Source organism: Bradyrhizobium sp. 164 (assembly GCF_023073715.1).
Classification (GTDB): domain Bacteria; phylum Pseudomonadota; class Alphaproteobacteria; order Rhizobiales; family Xanthobacteraceae; genus Bradyrhizobium.
Genome location: NZ_JADPKA010000029.1, coordinates 411,083 through 437,554, shown reverse-complemented (window position 1 = coordinate 437,554; position 26,472 = coordinate 411,083). Strand labels below are relative to the sequence as shown.

Annotated in this window: 25 protein-coding genes; 15 read left to right on the top strand and 10 right to left on the bottom strand. The window is 64.4% G+C overall.

The features are described from left to right. Positions 1–49: 49 nt before the first annotated feature. On the bottom strand, positions 50–1,387 hold the full coding sequence (locus IVB01_RS13295; protein WP_247275963.1) for a S41 family peptidase: 1,338 nt from the start codon (positions 1,385–1,387) through the stop codon (positions 50–52). A 319-nt stretch (positions 1,388–1,706) separates the two neighbouring features. On the opposite strand from IVB01_RS13295, the gene IVB01_RS13290 reads away from it, so the two are divergent. The 6 genes from IVB01_RS13290 (at position 1,707) to IVB01_RS13265 (ending at position 7,149) form a co-directional block, all read left to right on the top strand. Beyond that, positions 1,707–2,840, top strand: coding sequence for an alpha-hydroxy acid oxidase (locus IVB01_RS13290; RefSeq protein WP_247275962.1), 1,134 nt, complete (start codon positions 1,707–1,709; stop codon positions 2,838–2,840). Between the two features lie 16 nt (positions 2,841–2,856). Further along, positions 2,857–3,480 carry an HAD-IA family hydrolase gene (locus IVB01_RS13285; protein WP_247275961.1) on the top strand — a complete coding sequence of 208 codons (624 nt, stop codon included), beginning with the start codon at positions 2,857–2,859 and terminating at the stop codon, positions 3,478–3,480. A gap of 161 nt (positions 3,481–3,641) precedes the next feature. Beyond that, the gene (locus IVB01_RS13280; protein WP_247275960.1) at positions 3,642–3,848 is read left to right on the top strand and encodes a hypothetical protein; all 207 of its coding nucleotides are present in this window, start codon (positions 3,642–3,644) and stop codon (positions 3,846–3,848) included. Between the two features lie 221 nt (positions 3,849–4,069). Further along, positions 4,070–5,281, top strand: coding sequence for a gephyrin-like molybdotransferase Glp (gene glp / locus IVB01_RS13275; RefSeq protein WP_247275959.1), 1,212 nt, complete (start codon positions 4,070–4,072; stop codon positions 5,279–5,281). 177 nt (positions 5,282–5,458) lie between these two features. Beyond that, positions 5,459–6,160: a transcriptional repressor LexA gene (gene lexA, locus IVB01_RS13270; protein ID WP_247275958.1), complete on the top strand. Its 702-nt coding sequence runs from the start codon at positions 5,459–5,461 to the stop codon at positions 6,158–6,160. Positions 6,161–6,714: 554 nt separating this feature from the next. Continuing rightward, positions 6,715–7,149: a hypothetical protein gene (locus IVB01_RS13265; RefSeq protein ID WP_247275957.1), complete on the top strand. Its 435-nt coding sequence runs from the start codon at positions 6,715–6,717 to the stop codon at positions 7,147–7,149. A 138-nt stretch (positions 7,150–7,287) separates the two neighbouring features. On the opposite strand, the gene IVB01_RS13260 is transcribed toward IVB01_RS13265, so the two are convergent. The 4 genes from IVB01_RS13260 to IVB01_RS13245 form a co-directional block, all read right to left on the bottom strand. Beyond that, entirely contained in the window at positions 7,288–9,567 is a 2,280-nt protein-coding gene (locus IVB01_RS13260; protein ID WP_247494590.1) for a ComEC/Rec2 family competence protein, read from the bottom strand. Positions 9,568–9,662: 95 nt separating this feature from the next. Then, positions 9,663–9,896, bottom strand: a complete 234-nt coding sequence (locus IVB01_RS13255; RefSeq protein ID WP_247275955.1) for a DUF2171 domain-containing protein — start codon at positions 9,894–9,896, stop codon at positions 9,663–9,665. 89 nt (positions 9,897–9,985) lie between these two features. Then, positions 9,986–10,372: an SgcJ/EcaC family oxidoreductase gene (locus IVB01_RS13250; RefSeq protein ID WP_247275954.1), complete on the bottom strand. Its 387-nt coding sequence runs from the start codon at positions 10,370–10,372 to the stop codon at positions 9,986–9,988. A gap of 7 nt (positions 10,373–10,379) precedes the next feature. Then, a complete protein-coding gene (locus tag IVB01_RS13245) occupies positions 10,380–12,056 on the bottom strand; it encodes a glutamine--tRNA ligase/YqeY domain fusion protein (RefSeq protein ID WP_247275953.1) in 1,677 nt (558 codons plus the stop codon). Between the two features lie 143 nt (positions 12,057–12,199). Between IVB01_RS13245 and gltX the strand changes: the two genes are divergently transcribed. The 8 genes from gltX to IVB01_RS13205 all read left to right on the top strand — a co-directional run bounded on the left by gltX (position 12,200) and on the right by IVB01_RS13205 (position 21,492). Continuing rightward, a complete protein-coding gene (gltX, locus tag IVB01_RS13240; protein ID WP_247275952.1) occupies positions 12,200–13,627 on the top strand; it encodes a glutamate--tRNA ligase in 1,428 nt (475 codons plus the stop codon). Between the two features lie 146 nt (positions 13,628–13,773). Beyond that, the gene (gltA, locus tag IVB01_RS13235; RefSeq protein ID WP_247275951.1) at positions 13,774–15,078 is read left to right on the top strand and encodes a citrate synthase; all 1,305 of its coding nucleotides are present in this window, start codon (positions 13,774–13,776) and stop codon (positions 15,076–15,078) included. Between the two features lie 231 nt (positions 15,079–15,309). Beyond that, on the top strand, positions 15,310–16,488 hold the full coding sequence (locus IVB01_RS13230) for an ROK family transcriptional regulator (RefSeq protein WP_247275950.1): 1,179 nt from the start codon (positions 15,310–15,312) through the stop codon (positions 16,486–16,488). A gap of 57 nt (positions 16,489–16,545) precedes the next feature. Next, a complete protein-coding gene (locus tag IVB01_RS13225) occupies positions 16,546–17,832 on the top strand; it encodes an ABC transporter substrate-binding protein (protein WP_247275949.1) in 1,287 nt (428 codons plus the stop codon). Beyond that, positions 17,829–18,758, top strand: a complete 930-nt coding sequence (locus IVB01_RS13220; protein ID WP_247275948.1) for a sugar ABC transporter permease — start codon at positions 17,829–17,831, stop codon at positions 18,756–18,758. Before IVB01_RS13225 ends, IVB01_RS13220 begins: the two co-directional genes overlap by 4 nt. Continuing rightward, the gene (locus IVB01_RS13215; protein WP_247275947.1) at positions 18,751–19,608 is read left to right on the top strand and encodes a carbohydrate ABC transporter permease; all 858 of its coding nucleotides are present in this window, start codon (positions 18,751–18,753) and stop codon (positions 19,606–19,608) included. The genes IVB01_RS13220 and IVB01_RS13215 overlap by 8 nt, the downstream gene beginning before the upstream one ends. 10 nt (positions 19,609–19,618) lie before the next feature. Then, the gene (gene ugpC / locus IVB01_RS13210) at positions 19,619–20,728 is read left to right on the top strand and encodes a sn-glycerol-3-phosphate ABC transporter ATP-binding protein UgpC (RefSeq protein ID WP_247275946.1); all 1,110 of its coding nucleotides are present in this window, start codon (positions 19,619–19,621) and stop codon (positions 20,726–20,728) included. Continuing rightward, positions 20,725–21,492: an SDR family oxidoreductase gene (locus tag IVB01_RS13205; protein ID WP_247275945.1), complete on the top strand. Its 768-nt coding sequence runs from the start codon at positions 20,725–20,727 to the stop codon at positions 21,490–21,492. The genes ugpC and IVB01_RS13205 overlap by 4 nt, the downstream gene beginning before the upstream one ends. Here the strand turns inward: IVB01_RS13205 and lpxB are convergent. Genes lpxB through lpxA form a run of 3 tightly spaced genes read right to left on the bottom strand, consistent with a single transcriptional unit; the run spans position 21,489 to position 24,338 of the window. Then, a complete protein-coding gene (lpxB, locus tag IVB01_RS13200) occupies positions 21,489–22,673 on the bottom strand; it encodes a lipid-A-disaccharide synthase (RefSeq protein ID WP_247275944.1) in 1,185 nt (394 codons plus the stop codon). The two genes, IVB01_RS13205 and lpxB, sit on opposite strands and share 4 nt — an antisense overlap. Further along, complete coding sequence (gene lpxI, locus IVB01_RS13195) at positions 22,670–23,527, bottom strand: UDP-2,3-diacylglucosamine diphosphatase LpxI (protein ID WP_247418443.1); 858 nt, start codon at positions 23,525–23,527, stop codon at positions 22,670–22,672. The genes lpxB and lpxI overlap by 4 nt, the downstream gene beginning before the upstream one ends. A gap of 19 nt (positions 23,528–23,546) precedes the next feature. After that, positions 23,547–24,338: an acyl-ACP--UDP-N-acetylglucosamine O-acyltransferase gene (gene lpxA, locus IVB01_RS13190; RefSeq protein WP_247275942.1), complete on the bottom strand. Its 792-nt coding sequence runs from the start codon at positions 24,336–24,338 to the stop codon at positions 23,547–23,549. Between the two features lie 176 nt (positions 24,339–24,514). Here lpxA and IVB01_RS13185 point away from each other — a divergent pair, with 176 nt between their 5' ends. Further along, complete coding sequence (locus tag IVB01_RS13185; RefSeq protein ID WP_247275941.1) at positions 24,515–24,838, top strand: KTSC domain-containing protein; 324 nt, start codon at positions 24,515–24,517, stop codon at positions 24,836–24,838. Positions 24,839–24,847: 9 nt separating this feature from the next. On the opposite strand, the gene fabZ is transcribed toward IVB01_RS13185, so the two are convergent. Both fabZ and lpxD read right to left on the bottom strand, forming a co-directional pair. Then, positions 24,848–25,309 (bottom strand): 3-hydroxyacyl-ACP dehydratase FabZ, encoded by a 462-nt coding sequence (fabZ, locus tag IVB01_RS13180; RefSeq protein WP_247275940.1) that lies wholly within the window; start codon positions 25,307–25,309, stop codon positions 24,848–24,850. Then, complete coding sequence (gene lpxD / locus IVB01_RS13175) at positions 25,306–26,373, bottom strand: UDP-3-O-(3-hydroxymyristoyl)glucosamine N-acyltransferase (protein ID WP_247275939.1); 1,068 nt, start codon at positions 26,371–26,373, stop codon at positions 25,306–25,308. The genes fabZ and lpxD overlap by 4 nt, the downstream gene beginning before the upstream one ends. Positions 26,374–26,472 lie beyond the last annotated feature (99 nt).

Here is a 26,472-nt window from a genome sequence, read left to right as displayed (position 1 = left end):
CAGAAGCGGTCATCCGCTCCCAGGCGATCCATGTCTGAGGCCGTCAAGTCTAGTTCGGCACCGCAGCCTTCGTCGCGCGCTTGGCGGCGACGGCATTCGCGGTGACGCCGTGAAGGAAGTCATAGGCCGCATGCAGCGCCTTGTCGTCCTTCTCCTCCGGCGGGACGTAGGATTGGGAACCGGTCTGCTCGGTGCCATCGGCGGCCGACAAGTGCCCGCGCATCTGGGACTCCGCCATCGTATCCATCCGGCCCTTCAGCTCGGGCGGCACGTCCTGGAGGATCTCGATGTCGGGCGCGACGCCCTGGGCCTGGATCGAGCGGCCCGACGGCGTGTAGTAGCGCGCCGTGGTCAGCGCCAGCGCACCATTGCCGGCGCCGAGCGGAATGATCGTTTGCACCGAGCCCTTACCGAACGAGCGCGTGCCAATGATCGTCGCGCGCTTGTGATCGTGCAGCGCGCCGGCCACGATCTCGGAAGCCGACGCCGAGCCGCCATTGACCAGAACCACCAGCGGCTTGCCCTTGGTGAGATCGCCGCCATGCGCGGTGAAGCGCTGGGTTTCTTCCGGATTGCGCCCGCGGGTCGAGACGACCTCGCCACGCTGGAGGAATGCGCTCGACACCGAGACGGCCTGGTCGAGCAGGCCGCCGGGATTGTTGCGCAGGTCCACCACATAGCCTGCGAGCTTCTCCGGGGGGACCTCCTTGGAGACCGACGCGATCGCCTTCTTCAGGCCGTCGGTGGTCTGCTCGTTGAACGAGGTGATGCGGATATAGCCGATGTCGCCATTCTCGACGTGGAAGCGCACCGGGCGCACATGGATGATCTCGCGGGTGATCGCGACATCGAGCGGCGCGTCGGCACCCTTGCGCACGATGGTGAGCTTGGTCTTGGTGGCGACCGGCCCCTTCATCTTGTTGACGGCCTGCTCGAGCGTCATGCCCTGCACGGCCTCGCCGTCGATCTTGCTGATGAGGTCGCCGGACATGATGCCGGCCTTCGAGGCCGGCGTGTCGTCGATCGGCGAGACGACCTTGACGAGCCCATCCTCCATCGTGACCTCGATGCCGAGCCCGCCAAACTCGCCGGAGGTGGTCTCCTGCATCTCGGTCCAGGCCTTGGCATTCATGTAGCGCGAGTGCGGATCGAGCGAGGTCACCATGCCCGTGATCGCGCCTTCGATCAGCTTGGCACTGTCGGGCTTCTCGACATAGTTCGCCTTGACCCGCTCGAACACTGCGCCGAACAGATTGAGCTGGGAATAGGCATCGTCCGCGCTCGCCGCCGCCCGTGCCGCCCACACGCTGCCGTGGGGACTGGCTACCAGAAGGGTCAGACACACTCCCGTGAGCGCGCCCAGGGGGAACAGCAGGGTTTTCCGCATGGATAGGCTGGCCTTTTGCTTAGCGGTTCTGTTGAGGGCTTATCTCTCGGGCTTGGAAGCCGCCATGCAAATGGCGATCCAGGTCACCTCTCACAACACCATTCTGGTTTCTTCAAGGCCGCCTGGAAGGCCGGCGGCGGTACACCGGCGAAATCCCTTCGCCTCGGCTTAAGCTTTTGGCAACGTTCCGAAACCGCTTCGCGCAACGCGGCATCGGTCGGCCGCCCACGCCTCGCAGCTATGCGATTTTAGGATGGTTTTGGGGGGCCGGACACGCTAGGCGATGGCGACAAGACTTCAAATTCTCGGGAGGACACCAATGAATGACGCGCCCCGCATCCGGCCGGACAGGAACGTCGAACTCGGCGCCAGCAACGAGCCGTTCCAGAATCTACACGAGTTCATCCGGAAGGCGCGCGCCAATCTCAACCAGAATGCCTGGGACTACATCGTCGGCGCTGCCGAGACCGAGACCACGATGCGCCGCAACCGCATGGCGCTGGACGAGATCGCCTTCCGCCCGCGCGTGCTGCGCGACGTTCGCAAGGTCGACGGCTCCGTCGAGCAGCTCGGCCGCAGGATGCGGCTGCCGGTGGTGCTCGCCCCCGTCGGTGCCCTGGAGATCTTCGATCCCGATGGCGCGGCAAGCGTCGCGCGCGCCGCCGGCACCTTCGGTGCGGCGCACATGTTGAGCTCGGTGTCCGAGCCGGGGCTCGAGAAGACCGCCGAGGCCGCGCCCGACGCGCTGCGGCTCTATCAGCTCTATGTCCGCGGCGACGATGCCTTCGTCGCCGATGTCGTCAGCCGGAGCGAGAAGAACGGCTATGCCGCGTTCTGCCTGACTGTCGACACCGCCCATTACAGCCGTCGCGAACGTGACATCGCCAAGCGCTACGTTCGCGAAAGCCGCCTGCGCGCGACCGGCGGCGATTTCCAGAAGGGTCTGGAATGGCGGACGGTGAAGATGATCAAGGACAAGTTCAGGATCCCACTGATCCTGAAGGGAATCGCCACCGCCGAGGACGCTCAGATCGCGATCGATCACGGTGTCGAGTGGATCTACGTCTCCAACCATGGCGGCCGTCAGCTCGATCACGGCCGCGGCGCCATGCATGTGCTGCCTGAAATCGTCGAGGCGGTGAAGGGCCGCGCCAAGATCATGGTCGATGGCGGCTTCTGCCGCGGCACCGACATCGTCAAGGCGATCGCGGCCGGCGCCGACATCGTCGGCATCGGCCGGCTGCAATGCTGGGCGCTGGCGGCGGCCGGCGAAGCCGGCGTGATGCGAATGCTGGAATTGCTGGAGGACGAAGTGCTGCGCTGCCTCGGCCTCTTGGGTGCCACCTCGTTCGCCGAAATCGACAAATCCTGCCTGCATCAGGCGACCGCAACGAATGCGCCGAGCGTGTTCAGCGCGTTCCCGCTGTTCGACCACGAGCCCTACCGATACTGAAATGTGAAAGAACACGATGACCTCACTCTCCCCCGGCAGCGCCGATGCGCTCCTGTTCGATCTCGGCCGCGTGGTGCTCGATATCGATTTCTCCAAGGCGATCGCCTGCTGGGCGGGGCATGCCGGCTGCCAGCCCGAGGCCATCGTCGCGCGCTATGTGCGTGACGAGGCCTACCGGCTGCACGAGGTCGGCAAGATCGGCGACGAGGATTATTTCCAATCGCTGCGTTCATCGCTCGGGATCGGCATTTCCGACGCGCAGTTTCTGGAGGGATGGAACGCGATCTTCGCCGGCGAGATGCCTGAGATCGCCGAGCTCTTGCCGCGCGCGGCGAAGCAGATGCCGCTCTATGCCTTCTCCAACACCAATCGGCCGCATGTCGACTATTTTTCGAAGGAATATGCCGGCGTGCTCGGGCATTTCCGCGAGCTCTATCTGTCGTCCAGCATCGGCCTGCGCAAACCGGATGCGGAGGCGTTCGATCATGTCGTGGCGGCGATCGGCGTGCCAGCCAGCCGAATCGTCTTCTTCGACGACCTGGCCGAGAACGTCGAGGGGGCGCGAGCGCGTGGACTGACGGCGGTGCATGTCACCTCGCCCGGTGATGTCGGCAACGCCTTGCTAGCGTTGGGAATTTGACCACCGATGCCGAACAGGATCGGGGTCGGGTTTCGGGCACCCAAATCCGCTCGGGTATGGAACCAATTCACTTTGTACATTTTTGTACAGAGTTCCGGGAACGGAATACCTCCCTCCGGACTCTATGAGTCCGTTGGGACGTCTACATCGGACTTATTCTCGTGCTGGGCAAAGCCTACCTCACAAAGCAAGCCTCCTTGCTGCTCGAATTCGCCAAGACAACTTCGGATTCGCGCCTCTCCGCCAAGCTGATCAGCAAGGCCGCCGACCTAAAGTCGCAGGCCGATCCGCTGCCGGACAAGGATCAAAGCCCCAAAGCTCCGGACGTGACATCCAGCGTCAGTTCGGGCGAACAGACGCAGAGTTGATCCGATGCCGGCCGTGGCGCTCATCCTTCTCGTCCTCGCCATGGCTATCCTCGTACCGGTCTGTCTCGCCTTCCGGATCATGCCGTGACCGGTCTGAGCACGATTCTTCATGACGGAGATCACGCAGGATAAATCATCCTGTCGGCGCCTTTGCCTCGCGCCTGCACTCGGCTAGAACTTTCGCCGCCCATTGCCGATATGCTCAGCAGGAGTTTCCGCCCTTGGCCCTGATGCCGGTTTCTGACGCGCTTGCCGCGGTGCTGGCGGGTGCGGAGCCGCTGCCTGAAGCGATGGTTTCCCTCAACGAGGCCTATCATCGCGTGCTCGCACGCGATGTCCCGGCGCTGCGCACACAGCCGCCGGAAGCAATGTCGGCGATGGACGGCTACGCGGTGCGCGCGAGCGATGCAACAAAGCTCGATAGTACGCTCACCTTGATTGGCGAAGTGGCGGCGGGTCGTCCGTTCGCGGGAACGCTGGGCCCCGGCGAAGCCGTGCGGATCTTCACCGGCGGCGTCATTCCCAACGGTGCCGACGCGGTCGTGATCCAGGAGGACACGGTTGCGGACGGCAAGCGCATCACGATCAAGGAAGCCGCGATTGCCGGCCGCCACATCCGCCCCGCGGGCGTCGACTTCTCCGAAGGAGACGTGCTCCTGCGCAAGGGAACCCGTCTCACCGAGCGCGATCTCGCGCTCGCCGCCGCCATGAATCATCCGCAGCTTGCCGTCTGCCGCCGTCCGAAGGTCGCGATCCTCGCCACCGGCGACGAGCTGGTCATGCCGGGAACCACACCCGCTCACGGCCAGATCGTCTATTCCAACGGCTATGCCCTGCACGCGCTCGCCCGCAGCGAGGGGGCCGATACCATCGACCTCGGCATTGCCGCCGATACGCTGGAGGCCACCACTGCCGGCATCCGCCGCGCCCGCGAGAGCGGCGCCGAGATCCTGGTCACGAGCGGCGGCGCGTCGGTCGGCGACCATGATCTGGTCCAGCAGGCGTTGAGGGACGAAGGCATCGCGATGGCGTTCTGGAAGATCGCGATGCGCCCGGGCAAGCCGATGATGCATGGGCGGCTCGGCGCGATGCGCGTGATCGGCCTGCCGGGCAATCCTGTGTCATCCTACGTGTGCGCCTTCCTGTTCCTGGTGCCGCTGATTCGCGCCTTGTCGGGACGATCCATGATTCATCACCGACAAGAACGCGCCGTGCTCGGCCGCGATGTGGATGCAAACGATATGCGCGCGGACTATCTGCGCGCACATCTGGAGACGCGCGACGATGGCACGTTGGTGGCCCTTCCCGTCAAACACCAGGATTCCTCGCTGCTTGCGAATCTCGCTGCAGCACAGGCACTTCTCGTCCGCGCACCGTTCGCTCCGAAGGCAGAAGCCGGCTCGCCTTGCGAGGTCCTGCGCCTGCCCGTCTGAACGCATCCACCACACGCGTTCCGCGAACTTTGTCCCGTTCACGGTAAATTAAGCAGTTGCGGAACACATATCGAACATATAGTGTCCGTTCATGATTTGTTTCGAGCATGTAGCGGTTCACCGCTCCAATTTAGCGTCTCGGAATCGAACGACATCAACCGGGGGACTTTGGTCGAGATGTTAACGCGCAAACAATACGAGCTTCTGCGGTTCATCAGCGAACGTCTGAAGGAAAGTGGCGTGCCGCCCTCCTTCGACGAGATGAAGGATGCGCTCGACCTGCGCTCGAAATCGGGCATCCATCGCCTGATCACCGCGCTCGAGGAGCGCGGCTTCATCCGCCGCCTGCCCAACCGCGCCCGCGCCATCGAGGTGATCAAGCTGCCCGAGCTCCAGGCCGCCGCCGGCAGCCGCCGCGGCTTCACGCCGAGCGTCATCGAGGGCAATCTCGGCAAGGTGCGCGCGAGCTCCAGTTCTTCCGCGGACGAAGGCGAGCGTCCCGTTGCGGTGCCCGTGATGGGTCGCATCGCGGCCGGCACGCCGATCGAAGCGTTGCAGACCCGCAGTCACACCATTAGCGTGCCGCCCGACATGCTCGGCTCGGGCGAACACTACGCACTCGAAGTGCGCGGCGATTCGATGGTCGAAGCCGGCATTCTCGATGGCGACATGGCGCTGATCCAGCGTAACGAGAGCGCCGATACCGGCGACATCGTGGTGGCCCTGATCGACGACGAGGAAGCGACGCTCAAGCGCTTTCGTCGCCGGGGGGCGTCGATCGCGCTCGAGCCCGCCAATGCCGCCTACGAGGTGCGCATCCTGCCGCCGAACCGGGTGAAGATTCAGGGCAAGCTGATCGGGCTGTACCGCAAGTACTGAGACGGGCCAGCGGTCATTCGATACCAATGATTCCGATTGGAGCGGACGATGGTCCGCTCCAGCTGGATAGTCTTTTGGTCTTGCGCAGATTATCCGGCCCCTCTCTCCGGCGCTCCATCCTCGGCATGCGGCTCCAAGCACGCATCGCTTGTGAAGAGATCGTGCGCAGGATCGCTTTAAGCGCCTTCGCAGCGTGCTGATCGCTTGCATCGGCCGCGCAAGCATTCGCAACTCAATTGCAGCACCATGCACGCAATCTGCGCACGTAGGGAGCGAGCTATTCCGCAACGCCTAAACTCCCATCAACCGACAGCCACGGCGAAGCTGGCCACATTCCCCCTCTCGGCGCCCGCAGGCCACGGGCGCTCGCATCCGCCGAATGCACTGAAGCGAGCTTTGTTCCTATGACTTCGGGAAAGATAATGTGATCGTGTCCGGCAACGCCAGCCGCAGATTTGCCCACAACCGAGCAGAGCGTTACGTGCTTCCACTCTGATAGAGGCTTGCGCCTCCGAAGGAGGCGCGGGTTGCTATCTTCGAATGAGGAGCACCCGATGTGTGACTACAGCCTGCATGCCGTTGCATCTCGCCCCGCCGAAGTCGGCGAGACGATCGTGTCGACAACGTTCCGCGGCACCTCAACGCGCGGCTTTGCTTCCGCGGCCGATCCGACCGTGGCCGTCTGCCTGCTGCCGGGAACGGAGCTCGCCTTCGCCGACAACGTCCGTTACGATAATCGCTGGATCTGGACGCGCACCATCAACTCCCGCGTCGGCAAGTTCGGCAAGATCGATCCGCACATACCCGACCGCCATCATGACGCGATCGAATTCCCCGACGGCAAATACGTGCTGGTGACGCAGCTCGTCGAAGGCCAGCGCGCAACCGTGCTGCAATTGCCGGTGACGCAGCCGGTCAGCGAGCGCGAGCACAAGCCGCAGATCGTTGCCGATAGCCGGTCGACGATCACGCGCCTGCCGATTGGCTGAGCCGTCCCCGCCCGCGGGGTCGGGCCAGGATTGAAATGCCATCGCCGGCCGAGGCCGGCGAGATGGTATAATTTGTGTGCTGCGGAGTCCGGTCGGACCCGGACCTACTCTTCGCATTTGTTTTTAATCGTCCGGCCCCTAATCGTCGACCTGCAAGTCGGTCTCCGCCGGCGTTGCATCCCGGTTGCGGGCCGCGGCCGTCCTCGGCACAAGGCTCCCATCGAAATCACCCTCGCCGGCGCCGGCCGGCAACCAGGGACGGCTTGTGCCTCTTGCTCTCACCGCCTGTATCGCAAAGCCGTCACCACGCTGCGTCAACGCCAGCGCGCCCTGGCTGGTGAGACGCTGCCGGTCGACCACCATCGCCGCGCAATCGGGCGGCGCGGGGCGCGTCGTGACCACCAGCGCGGCGCGACTGCAATCCTCAGCCAGCGCATCGATGCGCAGTGAAAGCGCGACCAGCCGACCGTCGGCAAGCGGCGTCACACAGCCGGACTCGTCGCACGACACGCCGTCAGCCAGCGAGCTACTCCCGGCATCGCGCGGATCGGCGTCGGCAGCTAACCACTCTTTGAGCAGAAAGCCATCCTTGCTCGCCCGGATCACATGCAACTGCCCGTCCCTGCCCCGCACCGCGACGCTGGCGCCGTCCCCGGCAATCAGGATGTCGGGCTGCCGCACCGACAGGCCCCACGCGATGGCGGCCAGCAGCACCAAGGCGCCAGACCAGCGCAAGGGCGTGCGCAACAGGCCCATCAAGATGATCCCGAGGCTTGCCGCGATCAGCGGCGCGGTGCCGAAGGCAGGGATCCGGCCGACTGCACCCGGCAGTGCCGCCACCCAGCGCGACACCGCGACCATCCAGTCGATGCCGATCCCCATCAGCCACCAGAACACGCTGTCAAGCCCAAAGGGAGCCGCGAGCAGTCCCAACAGGCCAGCCGGCATCACCAGTGCCGAGACCACCGGCATCGCGCCGAGATTGGCGAGCACGCCGAACGGGGTGACGCGATGGAAGTGGAAGGCGGCATAGGGCGTGGTCGCAAGTCCTGCGATCAGCGAGGCCAGGAATAGCATCGCGATCTCGCGGCCGCCCCACAGCGCGATACGGGCCGTCGCGGAATGATCGGGCGAGGCAAACAGGTTCGGCATGCCGATCTGCACCAGCGCCACGAGCCCGAGCGTTGCGGCGAAGGACATTTGAAAGCTCGGATGCACCAGCGCTTCCGGCGCGACCGCGAGCACGATCAGTGCCGCCACGGCCAGCGTGCGGAAGGTGATAGCGCGGCGATCGACCATGACCGCGATCAGCACCACCGCCGTCATGAAGAACGAGCGTTGCGTGGCGACCTCCGCGCCTGACAGCAGCAGGTAGAACGCAGCCGCCACCAGCGCGGCGGCCGCTGACCATTTCTTGATGGCAAATCCCGCCGCCAGCCCCGGGATCAAGGCCAGCAGGGCGCGCACCGCGAAAAACACGACACCGGCGACGACCGCCATGTGATAGCCGGAGATCGACAGCACATGGCCAAGCCCCGAGATGAACATGGCGTCGTTGACGGGCGTGGTGATGGCATCGCGCCGTCCGGTGAGCAGCGCGGTCGCGATCGCACGGTTGTCGCCCTCGAGCGTCGCACGGATGCGTGCGTCGATCGCATCACGCAAGCCCTGCGTGAAGGCTGCGTAGCGCAGCCGCAAGCCGCCGGTCTCCTGCGGGGCTGCCACCGTAATCGCGCCCATTGCAAAACCGGAGGCGCCGATGCCTTGAAAGAACATGTCGCGGGAGAAATCGTAGCTACCCGGGCGCACGGGAGAGATCGGCGGCATCAAGCGCGCCTTCAGCTGCACGAAACTGCCGACCTGCGGTGCCATCCCCTTGCGCACCGAGAGGCGGACGCGCTCGAGCCTGACGTCGCTGCGCTGCGCCTCCATGGCGGTGACGCGCAGCACGAAGCGATCCGTGCGCTCGCGGATGTCGCGGGTCTCGACGTAGCCCGACAGCGATACCGAATAGAGTGGCTTGGCCAGCACCGTATGGGCGATGCGCGCGGTCTTCCAGGTCGCCATGGCAAAGCCAGCCGCGACAGCCGCGATCATGATCGCGGGCGCGAACAGCCGACTCCGCCGCAGCAGGACGGCGCCGAGCATGAGCGCGATGGCCGACGCGGCAACGACCCACAGCACCGGCTCGTGATCGGCAGCGAAATAGAGCGCGATGCCGCCGCCGAAGGCGACCGGCACCCAGGGCAACAGCCGACCGGCGCCGGCATCGGCACGCGCCCATTCGCGCGCCGTCTCGACGATCGCGGGCCAGGCGCCAAAGCCCGCCGGCGCAAAGCCGCCAGCGGGCGCGGCGCGGCCAACCGGCCACGTTCCGGCAACTCCCTGGGAGCGCACTGGCCGGCCAGGCTCCGCCATTCCCTGCACCTTACGATACGCGATAGGTGCAGAGGCTACCGGAACGTGCGGCTGTGCGAATAGCGGTACGGATCAGGAACGAACTTGGACGTCCCCTACTTTTCCTCTTCCATGGTCACGGCGACCGAGGCCTTGGCCGAGAGGCGGACCTTGTTGCCTTCGACGTCGGCAACGAGACCCTTATCGATGAAATGATGGTGGCCCTTGTGGCGGCCCTCGCCGCTGTCCTTCTTGGTCAGCTTGATGCGGTTGCCCTCAACGCGATCGACGGTGCCGATATGGACGCCATCGGCGCCGATGATTTCCATATGTTCTGCGATGTTCTGCATGGATGGACCCTCGTTTGGATTCACCCCAACGTCAGAGGCGCGCGTTCGTTTCCCACGCGAAAATGACGATGCCGTGTGCCGCCCGCTCGTCAGATCAGCGGTTCCTTCGACGAGGCATGGTGGTTGACGATCTTCCACGCGCCGTCCTCGCGGATGATGACCCAGCTCACCTTGACGACGAGATCAGGACGCTCGCCGGCGAGGTCGAACGAGACGGTTGCCGCCATGTTGATCATGTCAGGACCTGCCTGCGCGGCATGCACCTCGGAAAACGTCGCACTCGGCTTGCGCCATCGCGGCAGGCCGTTGAAATAGTCCGCAACGCCGTCCCTGCCCCGATAGAGTTTCGGGTTGGAGCCGAAGAAGAATGCGTTGCTCGCATAGAGCGAGGACAGCGCGGCGGCGTCGAGCGTCGCGAAGCCGGCGCACCATTTCGCGATGATGGCGGAAACGATGGCGTCGGTTTCGTTGCTCATGGGTGCCTCAACCTTTCGCGACTTCCTTTGCAAACGTGTCGCGCAGACCGATGGTGCGCGAAAACACCGGCTTGCCCGGCGTCGAGTCCTTGTCGCGCACGAAATAGCCCTGGCGCTCGAACTGCATCGGCTCGGTCGAATTGCTCTCCGCGACCGATGCCTCGATCCGCGCATCGGACAAGATCTCCAGCGACTGCGGGTTGAGATCGGCCGCGAAATTCGAGGCGTCCGGGCTCGGATTGGAGAACAGCTGGTTGTAGATGCGGATTTCAGCAGGCTTCGACGTCGCTGCCGGCAGCCAGTGCATCGTCGCCTTGACCTTGCGGCCATCGGGCGCGTTGCCGCCCTTGGTCGCGGGATCGTAGGTGCAGCGCAGCTCCACCACCTCGCCTGCGTCGTTCTTGATCACGCCGGTGCACTTGACGAAATAGGCATAGCGCAGCCGCACCTCGTTGCCTGGCGACAGGCGGAAGAATTTCTTCGGCGGGTTCTCCATGAAGTCGTCGCGCTCGATATAGAGCTCGCGGCCGAAGCTGATCTTGCGCGTGCCGGCGCTGGGGTCATCCGGGTGGTTGATCGCCTCGAGCTCCTCGACCTGCCCCTCCGGATAGTTCTCGATCACCACTTTCAGCGGCTTCAGCACCGCCATGCGGCGCTGCGCCGTGCGGTTTAGTTCCTCGCGGATGCAGAACTCGAGCATGCCGACGTCAACCACGCTGTTGGCCTTGGCGACGCCGATGCGCCTGACGAATTCGCGCAGCGCGGCCGGCGGCACGCCGCGGCGGCGCATCCCCGCGATGGTCGGCATGCGCGGATCGTCCCAGCCCGCGACATGGCCGTCGCGAACGAGCTGGGTCAGCACGCGCTTCGACAGCAGCGTGTAAGTCAGGTTCAGCCGCGCGAACTCGTACTGGTGCGGCTTCGAGGGCACCGGCAGCTTCTCGATGAACCAGTCATAGAGCGGGCGGTGGTCCTCGAACTCCAGCGTGCAGATCGAGTGCGTGATGCCCTCGATCGCATCCGACTGGCCGTGGGCATAATCGTAGCTCGGATAAATGCTCCATTTGGTGCCGGTGCGCGGATGATGCGCATGCAGGATGCGATACAGCACGGGGTCGCGCAGATTGATGTTGCCCGCGGCCATGTCGATCTTGGCCCGCAGCACGCGCGCCCCGTTCGGGAATTCGCCGGCCTTCATGCGGCGGAACAGCTCGAGATTCTCCTCCACCGTGCGCTCGCGGAACGGCGAGTTCCTGCCGGGCTCGGTCAGCGTGCCGCGCGTGAGGCGGATCTCCTCCTGGGTCTGGTCGTCGACATAGGCGAGACCGTCGCGGATCAGCTGCTCCGCCCATTCATAGAGGCGATCGAAATAGTCGGAGGCGAAGAACAGGTTCTTGCCCCAGTCGAAACCGAGCCAGCGCACGTCGGCCTGGATGGAGTCGATATATTCCTGTTCTTCCTTGATCGGATTGGTGTCGTCGAAGCGCAAATGGCAGCGGCCTGGAAACTCCTGCGCGATGCCGAAATTGAGTGCGATCGACTTGGCGTGGCCGATATGCAGATAGCCGTTCGGCTCCGGCGGGAACCGGGTCACGATCTCCTTGTACTTGCCCTGATCGAGATCGGCCTGGATGATGTCACGAATGAAATCGCGCCCAACCTCAGTCGCCACCGGTTCTGTCATTACGAAAATCCTGTAGGGAAATCAGCGGTTCTTCTGCCAAATTCGTGTGGCCGCGCCAAGGCCCACGAGGTCCGCCGACGGGCTTTAGTTATGTCCCGTTCCTGCTATACACCACCGCTTCCCATGCATAGGCCCTGCCAAGAATGACCGATTCCGTCGTCACGCGCTTCGCTCCCTCGCCGACCGGCTTCCTCCATATCGGAGGCGCCCGCACGGCGCTGTTCAACTGGCTCTATGCGAAGAAGCACGGCGGCAAGATGCTGCTGCGGATCGAGGACACGGACCGCGAGCGCTCCACCGAGGCCGCCATCGCTGCCATACTCGATGGACTCAAATGGCTTGAGCTCGGCTGGGACGGCGAGGTCATCTACCAGTTCGCCCGCGCCGCCCGCCACCGCGAGGTCGCCGAGCAGCTGCTCGCCGACGGCAAAGCCTATCGCTGCTACGCCACGGCCGAAGAACTCGCCGCCATGCGCGAGAAGGCGCGCGCAGAGGGCCGTACCCGCCTCTATGACGGCCTATGGCGCGACCGCGACCCGGCGACCGCCCCGACCGATGTGAAGCCCACCATTCGCCTGCGCGCGCCGCAGACCGGCGAGACCGTGATCGAGGACCAGGTCCAGGGCCGCGTGGTCTGGCAGAACGAGAACCTCGACGACCTCGTGCTTCTGCGCGGCGATGGCAATCCGACCTACATGCTCGCAGTGGTCGTGGATGATCACGACATGGGCGTCACCCATGTCATTCGCGGCGACGACCATCTGATCAACGCCGCCCGCCAGAAGCAGATCTACGATGCGATGGGCTGGACGCTGCCGAGCATGTCCCACATCCCCCTGATCCACGGCCCGGACGGCTCGAAGCTGTCGAAGCGCCACGGCGCGCTCGGCGTCGATGCTTATCGCGCCATGGGCTACCTCCCGGCGGCGCTGCGTAACTACCTCGTCCGGCTCGGCTGGAGCCATGGCGACCAGGAGATCTTCTCGACCGAGGAGATGATCGCAGCGTTCGACCTCGCCGGCGTCGGCCGCGCCGCCGCCCGCTTCGATTTCGCCAAGCTGGAAAACCTCAACGGCCATTACATCCGTCATGCCGACGATCAATCACTCGTGAAGATGTTCGAAGATGTGCTCGATCACGTCGTGCCCAGCCGCGACGAGATCAAGGCCAAGTTAAACGACAACACGCGGGCGCAGCTCCTGAAGGCCATGCCGGCCCTGAAGGAGCGCGCCAAGACGCTGATCGAGCTGATCGATGGCGCCTACTTCATCTTTGCCGACCGCCCGTTGCAGCTCGATGCCAAGGCGCAGGCGCTGCTGACAGCCGAGAACCGCAAGCTGATCGGCCAGCTTCATTCCGCGCTGGAGAAAGTCGAGACATGGAGCGGCGCCAGCACGGAAGCTGCGCTGCGCAGTTTTGCCGAGGAAAATAGTCTCAAGCTCGGCGCGGTCGCCCAGCCCTTGCGGGCCGCACTGACGGGGCGGACCACCTCGCCTGGTATTTTTGAGGTTTTGGAGGTCCTTGGACGCCAGGAAAGCCTGGGCCGGCTTAAAGATCAGTCTACGACGTAAGTCGACCATGCGTGCGGTGATCTTGCAGCGCACACAGCAATAATATACCCATCTCCCCGTACATTCTGGAACATCCGGCCTGCCCCCCAACGATCTCCTTTGGGGCTCCGGCTCCGGCCCGTTTCACCACACATCGGGGACCTACGATGGACGCAAAACCAAGCAATAAGACCGCCACGCTGACGGTCGGAAACAAGAATTACGATCTTCCGATCCTCAGCGGCAGCGTCGGGCCTGATGTCATCGATATCGGTAAGCTCTACGGCCAGTCCGGCCTGTTCACGTATGACCCGGGCTTCACCTCGACGGCGAGTTGCCAGTCTAAGATTACCTATATCGACGGTGACGCGGGCGTGCTGGAATACCGCGGCTACCCGATCGAGCAGCTTGCCGAGCACGGCGACTTCCTGGAGACCTGCTACCTCCTGCTCTACGGGGACCTGCCCACCGCCGCGCAGAAGAAGGATTTCGACCACCGCGTGACGCATCACACAATGGTGCACGAGCAGATGGCTCGCTTCTTCCAGGGCTTCCGCCGCGACGCCCACCCGATGGCGATCATGGTGGCGGCCGTCGGCGCGCTCGCCGCGTTCTATCACGATAGCACCGACATCAACGATCCGAAGCAGCGCATGATCGCTTCCATGCGCATGATCGCGAAGATCCCGACGCTGGCGGCAATGGCCTACAAGTACACGGTCGGCCAGCCCTTCATCTATCCGAAGAACTCGCTCGGCTTCGCCGAGAACTTCCTGAACATGTGCTTCGCGGTGCCCTGCGAGGACTACAAGGTGAGCCCGGTTCTCGCCGACGCGCTGGAGAAGATCTTCATCCTGCACGCCGACCACGAGCAGAACGCCTCGACTTCCACGGTGCGCATCGCCGGCTCCTCCGGCGCCAACCCGTTCGCCTGCATCGCGGCGGGCATCGCCTGCCTCTGGGGCCCGGCGCATGGCGGCGCCAACGAAGCCGCGCTCAACATGCTCTACGATATCGGCACGGTCGATAAGATCCCCGAGTTCATCGCCAAGGTGAAGGACAAGAACTCTGAAGTCCGCCTGATGGGCTTCGGGCACCGCGTCTACAAGAACTACGATCCGCGCGCCAAGATCATGCAGAAGATGTGTCACGCCGTGCTCAAGGAGACCGGCCATGGCGAGGATCCGATGCTGAAGGTGGCAATGGAGCTCGAGAAGATCGCGCTCAGCGACCAGTACTTCATCGAACGCAAGCTCTATCCGAACGTCGATTTCTATTCGGGCATCACGCTGAAGGCGATGGGCTTCCCGGTCTCGATGTTCACCGTGCTGTTCGCGGTCGCCCGCACCGTCGGCTGGATCAGCCAGTGGAGCGAGATGATCGAGGACCCGCATCAGAAGATCGGTCGTCCGCGCCAGCTCTACACCGGCGTCGCCAAGCGCGACTACGTGCCGATCGCCAACCGCCAATAAGTTCGAACCATCACGGCTTTCGAAACGGCGCCATCTCACAATGGCGCCGTTTTTGTTCGGCCATCCACGATGGCGCGCCCATCACTGAGCGCACCATCGGCAGCGAGGTTTCCCACCGGTACAAACTTGCTGCCTCGCACAACAACAAGTCGGCGCATCGGAGCGGTAATCGCTTGACAGCCGAAACGCTCCGCGCGCAAATTCTTACACTAAGTAAGAATGACGACTGGGATGGAAATGCCGGAGCAGCCGAGAAGTCGGCGGCAGACGCGCGCTGCCATTTTGACTCACTTGCTGCAGTCGGGCGGCTCGTTTCGGCCGCCGCTGGCGAAGGCGGTGCGCCTGTCCGAGGCGAGCCTGTCGCGCATCCTGCTCGACCTCAAGGCCGAACGCCTGATCGAGGAAGTGCGGCGCCCTGCCCCTTACGTCGGCGGCCCGACGGGCCTCGTGTCCCTCGACGGCTCGGTGGCGCTCGCAGCTGTTGAGCTGACCGCCCAATGGCTCAGCGTCGGCGTCGGCGGTCTCTCCGGCGAGCTGCATTACACCGAGCGCCTGCCGTTGCCGAAAGCGCCGACGGTCGAGACGGTCGGCCGCGTGTTCCGCGAAGCGATGACATTGCTGCGCGACTGGACGCGCCGCCGCCACATCACACTGTCACAGATCGGCGTCTCCATTCCGGGCCTTGGCCGCTTGACCATATCCGGCAATCCGATCATCCCCTGCGACGTCGGGCGCATCAGCGGCCTGATCGGCGAGATGTTTGCCGGCGTGCCGCTGGAATTCACCAATTCCGTGGTGGCGCACGCCACCTTTCACCGCTGCCGCACGCAGAACTATCCATTCAGCGGCACGCATCTGTTCGTCTTTGTCAGCCATGGCGTTGCCGGCGCGTGGATGGATGACCCGACTGAAGCCGATGCACTCCAGCCGGTCGAACTGGGCCACATGGTATTTGGACCGGACGGACCGCGCTGCCGCTGCGGCCATCTCGGCTGTGTCGAGGCCTATACTTCGCTCGCCGCCTTGGCCGAGCTCCTCGACATCTCCGACGCCGAATTGCTCCAGCCCGGCAGCCAATGGGTGCACACGATCCCGCGCTCGGGGCGGGTGCGCCAGGAGTTGCGGCGGCGGCTGTTCCGGCTTGGCCTTGCGATCGGCAACACGCTGAACGTGAAGCCATGCGATGGCGTCGCCATCAGCGGCTGGCCATCGCTTCTCTCCGACGACGATCGCAATGCCGTGGTCGAGGGGATCGACGCCTGCCTGCTGGGCGGCCGGACATTGGCGCAAGTGTCCATCGCTTTCGTGCCACCCTCGACCGGCAACGATCCGCAGGCTGCCCTCGCTTTCGCCGCCTTTTGCCTGGCCAGCCGCGGCGGCATGCCCGCCACATCGAGGGAGGCCGCCTGACATGCGCCAAGTCGTTCGGCCTCAACGCGCAAAGCACCTAAAACGGAGGAACTTGCCATGCCGATCACAACAACAAGGCGTCGTCTGCTCGCTGGATCTGCCGCCGCGCTCGCGCTGCCGGCCTTTGCCCGCGCGCAAGGCGCGGTCAAGCCGCGCCTGACCGCGATCTCGCAATGGTCCGCAGGCAGCGATGGGGCGGCTATCACCGCGCTCGGCAAGAAATTCGAGGAGAAAGGCGGGGTTTGGCAGCACTCGCCAGTCCCCGGGTTCACCACCGAGATGATGAACAAGCTACGCGCTCAGATCATGGCCGGCGATCCACCGGCCTGTTCGCAGCTCAAGGGCCCGGAGATTGCGGCCTGGTCGAAGATTGCTCCAACCGTCAATCTCGACGACCTTGTTGCGGCCGTCGGCTACGAAAAGGTTGTCGCTCCTGATCTTGCACGACTGCACAAGCCGGGCGGCAAATGGATTGCACTGCCGCTGCAGATCTACAGCACCAACATGCTGTTTCTCTCCAAGCGCGCGATGGACAAGGCCAAGGCCGGCAAGATCCCCGTCACATGGACCGACTTCAACGACCTTGCCGAAAAAATGAAAGCGGGCGGCGTCACTTATCCCATCGCTAACGGTGGTACCCGCCCCGACGATGGCCAGAAATTCGAGGCCGCTCTCGCCGGCATCAGTCCCGCCTCCTACCGCGCAGCCATCATGAATCTTGACGAGAAGGCATTGAAGGGGCCCGAGGTAGGCGCTGCCTTCGCACAGGTGCGCAAGATCGCCGACTGGATGGATCCCAACGTCGGTGCTCAACACTTTTCGACCAACCTGAAGCGCTTCGTCGACGGCGACATGGGCATGATGATCATGGGCGGGTGGGCACAGGGCGTGTTGCGCAACGCCGGTTTCAAGTTCGACGACTTCATCATCGCCCCTGGCCCGAGCGACAATACCAAGCCGGTCTTTCTGTTGAATGCCGATGCGTTCATATTCTGGCAGCGCAAGGAGCCCGACCTCCAAGCCGGCCAGACGCTGATGGCCCAGCTCGTCATGGATCCAGCGATCCAGACGATGTATTCGCAGATTACGGGATCGATACCCGTGCGCACCGATGTCGATCTTTCCGGTGAAGGCTGGTCGGATGGTCAACGGCGGACCGCAGCAGCTCTGAAAGACGCTATCGCCAGCAATCAGGCGGTCCTGAGCCTCGCGCACAATATGGCGCAGGAGAACGGTATGACCGCTGCGATGATCGACGTGATCACCGAATATGTGAAGAACAAGACGATCAAGCCGGAGCAGGCGGTCACCCGCCTCGCCGAGGCCGTCGAGGGCGCGCGTTGATCGATACCGTCTCCATAGCAACGCGGCCCGTCCGGCCGGCGATTGCGGGCGCGCTGCGCCGGCTGCCTGAATATCTGATGATCTGGGTGCCGCTGCTGCTGTCCGCTCTGCACCTCGTGTCGTTCTCGCTGTGGACGATCTGGATTTCTTTCACGCCATCCACTCTGGTCCCGGTCTCGGGCTGGGTGGGTTTGCGCAACTACACGGCGGTCGCGGCATCGCGGAATTGGCAGATCGCCTTCGATAATCTCCTACTGTTCGGCAGCGCTTTCGTGCTGCTGAGCGTGGTGACCGGGCTTGTCCTTGCGATCCTGCTCGACCAGCGCATTCGCGGCGAGAACCTGCTGAGATCCATCTTCCTCTACCCCCTTGCGGTGTCGTTCGTGGTGACGGGCACGGTCTGGAGCTGGTTGCTCAGTCCTGGCATCGGGATCCAGAAACTGGTGCACGATCTCGGCTGGACCTCCTTCAAGTTCGATTGGCTGATTGACCGCGACATGGCCATCTGGACCATTGTCATCGCCGCGATCTGGCAATCCTCCGGCTTTGCCATGGCGCTCTTTCTTGCCGGCCTCAGATCTGTCGACGCCGACATCATCAAGGCCGCGCAGATCGACGGTGCCGGTCCGATCCGAATCTACCGGCGCGTCATTTTGCCGACGCTGTGGCCGATCACCATCACCGTGATCGTGGTGCAGCTGCAGTTTGCGATTTCGGCCTTCGACCTCGTCCGCGCGCTCACCAACGGCGGACCGGGAATCGCGACCCAGCTGCCGGCCCTTGTCGTCTACGACCTGATGTTCCAGCGCAGCCTGCTCGGCCGGGGGGCGGCGGCGGCGGTGCTGATGTTGCTCATTCTTCTCGCGGTCCTGCTGCCCTATGCAGCGTGGCGTTATGTCCAGCGGCGGCGTGCTATTCATGCGTGACAGAACCTTCGCACCAAGTCGGATATCGATCTATCTCATCGTATTGCTGATCGCGGCGGCATGGCTCACGCCGTTGGTCGTTGTCGTGCTGAACTCGCTCCGCACCAATGAGGAAATCGCGCAGGCCTCGATGATCGGCTGGCCGAAACACTGGGCTTGGAGCAATTACGCCACTGCCTGGAGCGGATTCTGCGTGGCCGAGACCTGCGCCGGCATCAGACCGTACATGCTGAACTCGGCATTCATCACGATTCCCGCGACGATTTTCTCGACCATGCTCGGTGCGATCGCCGGCTACGCCGTGTCGCTCTGGCGTTTTCGCGGAGATACCTGGATCTACGGCATCGTGACCCTCGGCCTCTTCCTTCCCCAGCAGATGCGATTGCTGCCCTGGACAATCGTGCTGCGGGACATCGGTCTCATCAACACGCTGACGGGCCTCGTGCTGATTCACACGATCCAGGGGCTGTCCTTCACCACGTTGTTCTGCCGAAACTACTATGCCGCCGTGCCCCATGAATTGATCAGGGCCGCGCGCATCGATGGGGCCGGGTTCTTTCGCATTTTCTGGCGCATCATTCTGCCGCTCTCGGCTCCCATCCTGATCGTCACCGTGATCTGGCAGTTCACGCACATCTGGAACGAGTTTCTCTATGGCGTGACGTTCACAAGCGGCCAACAGCAGCCGGTCACGGCCGCTCTCATCGCGCTGTCTGCTGCAGTCGCAGATATCCCGCAGCACGGCGTGCAGAGCGCGGCGGTGATCATCGCAGCCCTGCCCACTTTGTTGATCTATCTCCTCGGCGGCAGGTACTTCGTGCGCGGCCTTACCGCCGGCGCAGTGAAATGATGGATTTGTCATGGCAGCACTGAGCATTCGCGCCCTGTCCAAGCGGTACGCCAACCTCGAGGTACTGAAGGGCGTCGATCTCGACATCGAGAGCGGCGAGTTCACGGTCCTCGTCGGGCCATCCGGCTGCGGCAAGTCCACGCTGCTCAACATCGTCGCCGGGCTCGACCGACCGAGCGCGGGGACGATCGAGATTGGCGGGCGCATCGTCAACGACATCCCGCCCAAGGACCGCGACATCGCCATGGTGTTCCAGTCCTACGCGCTCTATCCGTCGATGACCGTGCGCCAGAACATCACCTTCGGCATGGAATGCCGCCATGTGCCGAAGACCGAGCAGGAGAAGGCGGTCGCGAACGTGGCGAAGCTGCTCCAGATCGAGCCGCTGCTCGGCCGCAAGCCGTCGCAATTGTCCGGCGGCCAGCGCCAGCGTGTGGCGATGGGGCGGGCGCTGGTGCGCAATCCCCTGCTCTTCCTGTTCGACGAGCCGCTGTCCAATCTCGACGCCAAGCTGCGCGTCGAAATGCGGATGGAGATCAAGCGGCTGCACCAGCGGATCGGCGCCACCATCGTCTATGTCACCCACGACCAGATCGAAGCGATGACCATGGCGACGCGGATCGCCGTGATGCATCAGGGTAGCGTGCAGCAATTCGCCGACCCCGATACCGTGTACCGCTACCCGGCCAATCTGTTCGTCGCGCGTTTCATGGGTTCGCCGCCAATGAATACCATGCCGGCACGGCTCGAGAACGGGAATGACGGGCCGGTGGTCGTGATCGGCGCCGGGCGGCCGGAGGAGGTTCGTCTTCGCCTTCGAGGATATGACGCCGCGGCATCCTTCGTCGGTCGCGAGGTGGTGTTTGGCATCAGGCCGGAATGCATTGCCGAAGGCAGCCGCGCATTTTCCGGCGACGCGCCTGTCCTCGTCGACGCGCCGGTAGAGATGGTCGAGCCGACTGGAGCCGAGACCATGGTGTTGCTGCGGCTCGGGGGCGAGCCCGCGATGGCGCGCGTCTCGCCCGATATCCGCCCCGCGCCCGGCGCGTCCGCCTCCTTTGCGCTCGACACGCGCCGTATTTGCCTTTTCGACCCCGAAACGGAGCGACTGATCGCATGACGAAGACCACCTATTCCGGCCTGGCGGGCCGCGTGGTGTTGATTACCGGCGGCGCCAGCGGCATCGGCGCCGCCTTCGTACGGGCTTTCGCGGCCCAGGGGGCCCACGTCGCCTTCCTTGACATCGATACGAATGCCGGTGAAACGCTGGTGCGGGAAGTGGCGGCAGCGCGCGGGACCACGCCGCTGTTCGTGCCCTGCGATCTCCTGCACATCGACGCCTTGCGCACCGCGATGGCAGAGGTCCACCGTTCGCTCGGCGACGCCGCCGTTCTCGTCAACAACGCCGCCAACGATCAACGCCAGGTTCTCTCCGAGGTAACGCCGGCCGAGTTCGACTGGATGATCGGTGTCAACCTCAAGCACGTCTTCTTCGCAGCACAGGCGGTGGTGCCGCAGATGCAGGCGCGCGGCGGCGGCTCGATCATCAACATGTCGTCCATCGCCTGGATGCGTGGCGCACCGGCGCTGCCGGCCTATGCCGCGGCGAAAGCAGCGATCGTCGGCTTCACCAACTCGCTGGCCCGGCTGGTCGGGCCCGACCGCATTCGCGTCAACGCGATCGCGCCGGGCATGGTGATCACCGAGCGCCAGCGCCGGCTGTGGTATCCGGACGAGCAGGCCATCGCCGAGGTGCGCGCGCGTCAGGCGGTTCCCGATGCGGTGACACCCGACGACATCGCCAACATGGCGCTGTTCCTCGCCTCGGACGAAAGCCAGCGTATCACGCGTCAATGTTTCCAGGTCGACGGCGGCCTCGGCTAGCTCGCCCGAGTGCCTTTGCGCATCGTCGCGAGCACGATGTCGGCGGCGAGCACGCTCGGCGACTTGTTGCCGGTCGACATGACCTGATCGAGCCGGGCGAACGCTTCGACCTGCTCCCGTCGCAGCGGCGAATCCGTCAGCAGGGTAGCGAGGGCCGTTGCCAGCTTCTCCGGCGTGCAGTCCTCTTGCAGGAACTCGCGGATCACATCCTTGCCGATCACCAGATTGGCGAGGATCACCGAGGAGACCCGGATCGCGCGGCGCAGGATGAAGGCCTCGATCGCGCCGACGCGATAGGCCGTCACCATCGGAATGCCCGACAGCGCGAGCTCGAGCGTCACCGTGCCGGACTTCGCCAGCGCCGCGTGGGCAATGCGGAAAGCGGCGCGCTTGTCGTTCTCGCCGATCACGATTTGCGGCTTGACCGGCCAATTCGCGATGCCCTCGCGGATGGTGGCTTCGAGGTGCGGCATGGTCGGCAGCATCAGCTCGAACGCGCGCCCGTCCGCCTGCAAGCGGCCGAGTGCTGCACCGAACACGTCGAGGTGATGCCGGATCTCGCTGCGGCGGCTGCCGGGCAGCACCAGGAGCACCGGCGGCTCGCCGTCGCGGCGCGCCTGCTCCTCCGCGTTCGGCCGCAGCGACGCCAATTGCTCGACCAGGGGATGGCCGACATAGCTGCATGGCGGCCCGCCGAGCTTGCGGTATTCCTCCGGCTCGAACGGCAAAAGACCGAGCACATGGTCGACATAGCCGAGCATGGTCCGCGCCCGTCCCGGCCGCCACGCCCAGAGCTGCGGCGAGACGTAATCGACGACCGGGATCGCGTGATTGCGGGCACGCACGCGGCGGGCGACGCGATGGGTGAAATCGGGGCTGTCGATGATGACGAGCGCGTCGGGCGCGGCCTCTAGCACGGCGTCCGCCGTCTTGCGGATCAGCCGCAGGATTTTCGGCAATTGCTGAACGACGGCGGCAAAGCCGACGATCGACAGCTCTTCGATCGGAAACAGCGTCTCGAGCCCCTCGCGCGCCATGGTGCGGCCGCCGACGCCGACGAACTCAACGCCGTCGCCGAGCCGCTGGCGCAGCACCTTCATCAAGGCGCTGCCAAGCCGGTCGCCGGATTCCTCCGTGGCGATCAGGAAGATCTTGCGCTTGCGATCGCGGCCCTGCATCACGCCGGCAGGCCGATGACAAAGAGGTATTTTGCGTCGGCGAGCGCAATCATCGCCTGCGGCTCGGCGGCGATGGTGTTGCCTGCGACGACAGCGATGCCGGCAAGGCCGGCCTTGGCAACACCCTCGATGGTGCGCGGGCCGATCGTCGGCAGGTCGAAGCGCAGGTCCTGGCCGCTCTTCGGCGCCTTCACCAGCACGCCGCGGCCCCTGGCCGCGCGGATGCGACCCTCCTCACGCAGCCGCGCGACACGCGCGAGCAGCGCGTCAGTGCCCTCGATGTCCTCGATCGCCACGACATGACCGTCGATCACCACCGCGGCCTGCCCGATGTCGAACGGACCGAGCGCGCTCAGCACCGCCCGCCCGCGCTCGATGTCGGTCTTGCTGGTGTCACTCGGCCAAGCGCGGCTGATGCAGCCCTCGGGCATCAGGAGATCGGGCGCGACGTCCTTGATGCCGACCATGCGAAAGCCGTCCTGCTCGAGCATGCGGCCGACGCCGGACAGCAGATGATCGTCGCCGCCGCGGAAGGCGCGAATGACGTTGCCGAGCAGGCGCAGCGTCTTGACGTCGAACCGGATCTCGGACAGCGAAGGGCGGACCAATGTGCCGATGAAGATCAGGTCGCTGCAGCCTTCTTCGCGAAACAGCCGCATCGCGCGGCCGAGCTGGCCGACCGAGATCCAGCGGTGGCGGAATTTCTCGACCCGCGCCGGATCGCAGGCCCCGCGCAGCGGAAACAGCACCGGCGTGATGCCGCGCGCCGCAAGCGATTCGGCGACCGCGAACGGCATGGCGCCGCCGCCGGCGACGATGCCGACCGGCGAGGAAACCTCCGCAGCCGCCGATGTCATGCCCGCGGCCATCCCAGGATCACTTCGCGATGGCGGGAAGACAGAGCGGGCGCTTGCCCTTGCCGATGAAGTCGAGGATCTCGGCGATCGCAGGGTCTTCGCCCGCGAGCGGCCGCGCCGCCTCCAGCCGCTCGGCGAACGTGCCGGGACCATGGAAGAGTTTTTGGTAGAACCCACGCACGGTTGCAAGCCGCTGCCTGGTGAACTTGCGCCGCTTCATGCCGATCAGATTGAGGCTCTCCAGGACCGCATATTGGCCGTTGACCAGCCCGTATGGGATGACGTCGTCGCGGACACCGCACACGCCGCCGACCATGACATAGGGGCCGACGCGCGTGAACTGGTGCACCGCCGACAGGCCGCCGATATAGACGGCGTCGCCAATCTCGCAATGACCGCCGAGTGTCGCTGACGTCGCGAAGATCACGTTGTCGCCGACCACGCAATCATGGCCGACATGGCTGCTGTTCATGAAATAGCCGCCGTTGCCGACTCGCGTCAGCCCTCCACCCTTGATCGTGCCGACATTCATCGTCGCGCCTTCCCGGATGGTGCAGCCGGAACCGATCTCGAGTTTCGTCGGCTCGCCCTTGTAGCTGAGATCCTGCGGGGCGCCGCCCAGCACTGCAAAGGGCGAGATCACGCAGCCATCGCCGAGCGAGGTGTGGCCGATGACGGTGACGTGTCCGATCAGCTTGCAGTTCGCGCCGATGACGACGTTCGGGCCGATGATGCAATAGGGTCCGATCTCGCTGCCATCGCCAATCACCGCGCCGTCCGCGATCCGTGCGGTGGGATCAATCTTGCTCATCAAGCCAATCTTACTCGTCAAGAAGGTCAGGTTATGTATTGAAGTCGCTCGGTTTTCGGGTGGTTAGCGCGACTATGCCCGATCTGTCCAGTGACGTATCATCTCGCCGTGTTTCATGTGCTGGATGAGGCGGCCTACCCGGCTCGTCAGCAAGTTCATGCGGAGATTCAGCGATCGTGGTCAGAGCCCTTGCATTGTTGCTCGCACAGCTCGTGGCCACACCGGTCGTCTCCGAGACGATCGAGACCGACCAACGCGGCCCCGTGGATCTGGCGACATTCGAATGCCGCGACATCAACCGCAGCACGATGCTTCAGCGCGTCTGCTACGACCGGGCGCGGCAGGACCTCGTCGTCGCCATCAACGGCAGGTACGATCGTTATTGCGGCGTGGCGGCGGAGACGGTCGAGGGCCTTCTGGGCGCACCGTCCATGGGCCAGTTCTTCAACCGCAATATCAGCCGCGAGGTGGCCGGCAGCCGCTACGACTGCCGGGCATGACGAGAGCGCTCAGTCCGTCAGCATGGCGCCGACATCGGCTTCCGCAACCACCTGCCCGTTGACCTTGGCGTCCCCGTGAAACCACCACATGGCTTTGCGGCGGCCGAGCGAGCGCATGTGATATTCGATGGTATCGCCGGGCAGCACGGGCTTGCGGAACTTGCACTTGTCGATGGTGAGGAAGTAGACCGCCCGCGGCTTCTCGGTACCCTCGACCGACTTGATGCCGATCACGCCAGCGGTCTGCGCCATCGCCTCGATCATCATGACGCCCGGATAGACCGGGCGCTCGGGGAAGTGCCCCTGGAAGGCCGGCTCGTTGAACGTGACGTTCTTGATGCCGATGCCGCTGTAATCGGCGCGGATGTTGATCACGCGGTCGATCAAGAGCATCGGAAAGCGGTGCGGCAGGGTCTGCAGGATTGCATTGATATCTACCAGCTCGAACTTAACAGGCGATTCCTGCGTCATTCCCGTCCCTCGTCCTTCGGATCGACCTTGCTGTCGCGCACCAGACGCTCCACCGCGATGATCTCCTTGAACCATTGCTTGGTCGGTTTGGCAAAAAAACCACCCCAGCGTCCGCCCGGCGGGATGTCGTCCTTGACGCCGCTCATCGCGGTGACCTGGGCTCCATCGCCGATCTTGAGGTGGTTGTTGATGCCAACCTTTGCTCCGAGCGCCACGTTGTCGCCGATGGTCAGGCTACCCGCCAGCCCGATTTGAGCCGCCAGCAGGCAATTCCGGCCGATGGTCACATTGTGGCCGATCTGGACCTGATTGTCGATTTTGGTGCCCTCCCCGATCACGGTGTCGCGCAAGGAGCCGCGATCGATGGTGGTGCCGGCGCCGACCTCCACATTGTTCTGGATCAGCACGCGGCCGGTCTGCGGCACCTTCAGGTGGCCTTCGGGACCGAAGAAGATGAAGCCGTAGCCGTCCTGGCCGATGGAGCAGCCCGCGTGGATCAGCACGTCATTGCCGATCAGGGCGCACTGGATGGCGGTACGGGCGCCGACATTGCAGTCCCGGCCGATCTTGACGCCGGGGCCGATCACCGCTCCGACGCCGACCACGGTGCCGCTGCCGATCTCGACGTCCGGGCCGATCACGGCGAGGGGATCGATGATCACGCCGTCTTCGAGCCGGGCCGTGGGATCGATGATGGCGGACGGCGCGATGCCGTCATTGCCGATCCAGGATTGCGGCCTGAGCGCATCGCCATGCCATTCCCGGGCGAGCCTGACGAAGGCGCGGAAAGGCTGCGCCACCCGCAGCACGGCCACATGCGCGGGGACCTGGGCTTCAAATCGGGGACTCACCAGGCACGCCCCGGCCTTGGTCGCCTTCAACTCATCGGCGTATTTCAGGTTGTCGAAGAACGCCAGATGCATCGGTCCGGCTTCGTCGAGCGACGCCAGGCCCGTGATGGTGTCGTTACCTCTCGCGGGGTCGACCAGCTGCGCCTTGGCCAGCGCAGCAATGTCGGCCAGCGCTGAGGCAGGCGGTTTTGTGAAGAAGGTCGGCTGCGCCATTCCACCCCGTCGCGGTCCGGCTTCGGCATGAAGCGGCCAAGCCGCATCATGCCTCATCTCCAGGATTGGCACGATCCCTTTCGGAAACCGGCTCCAGTA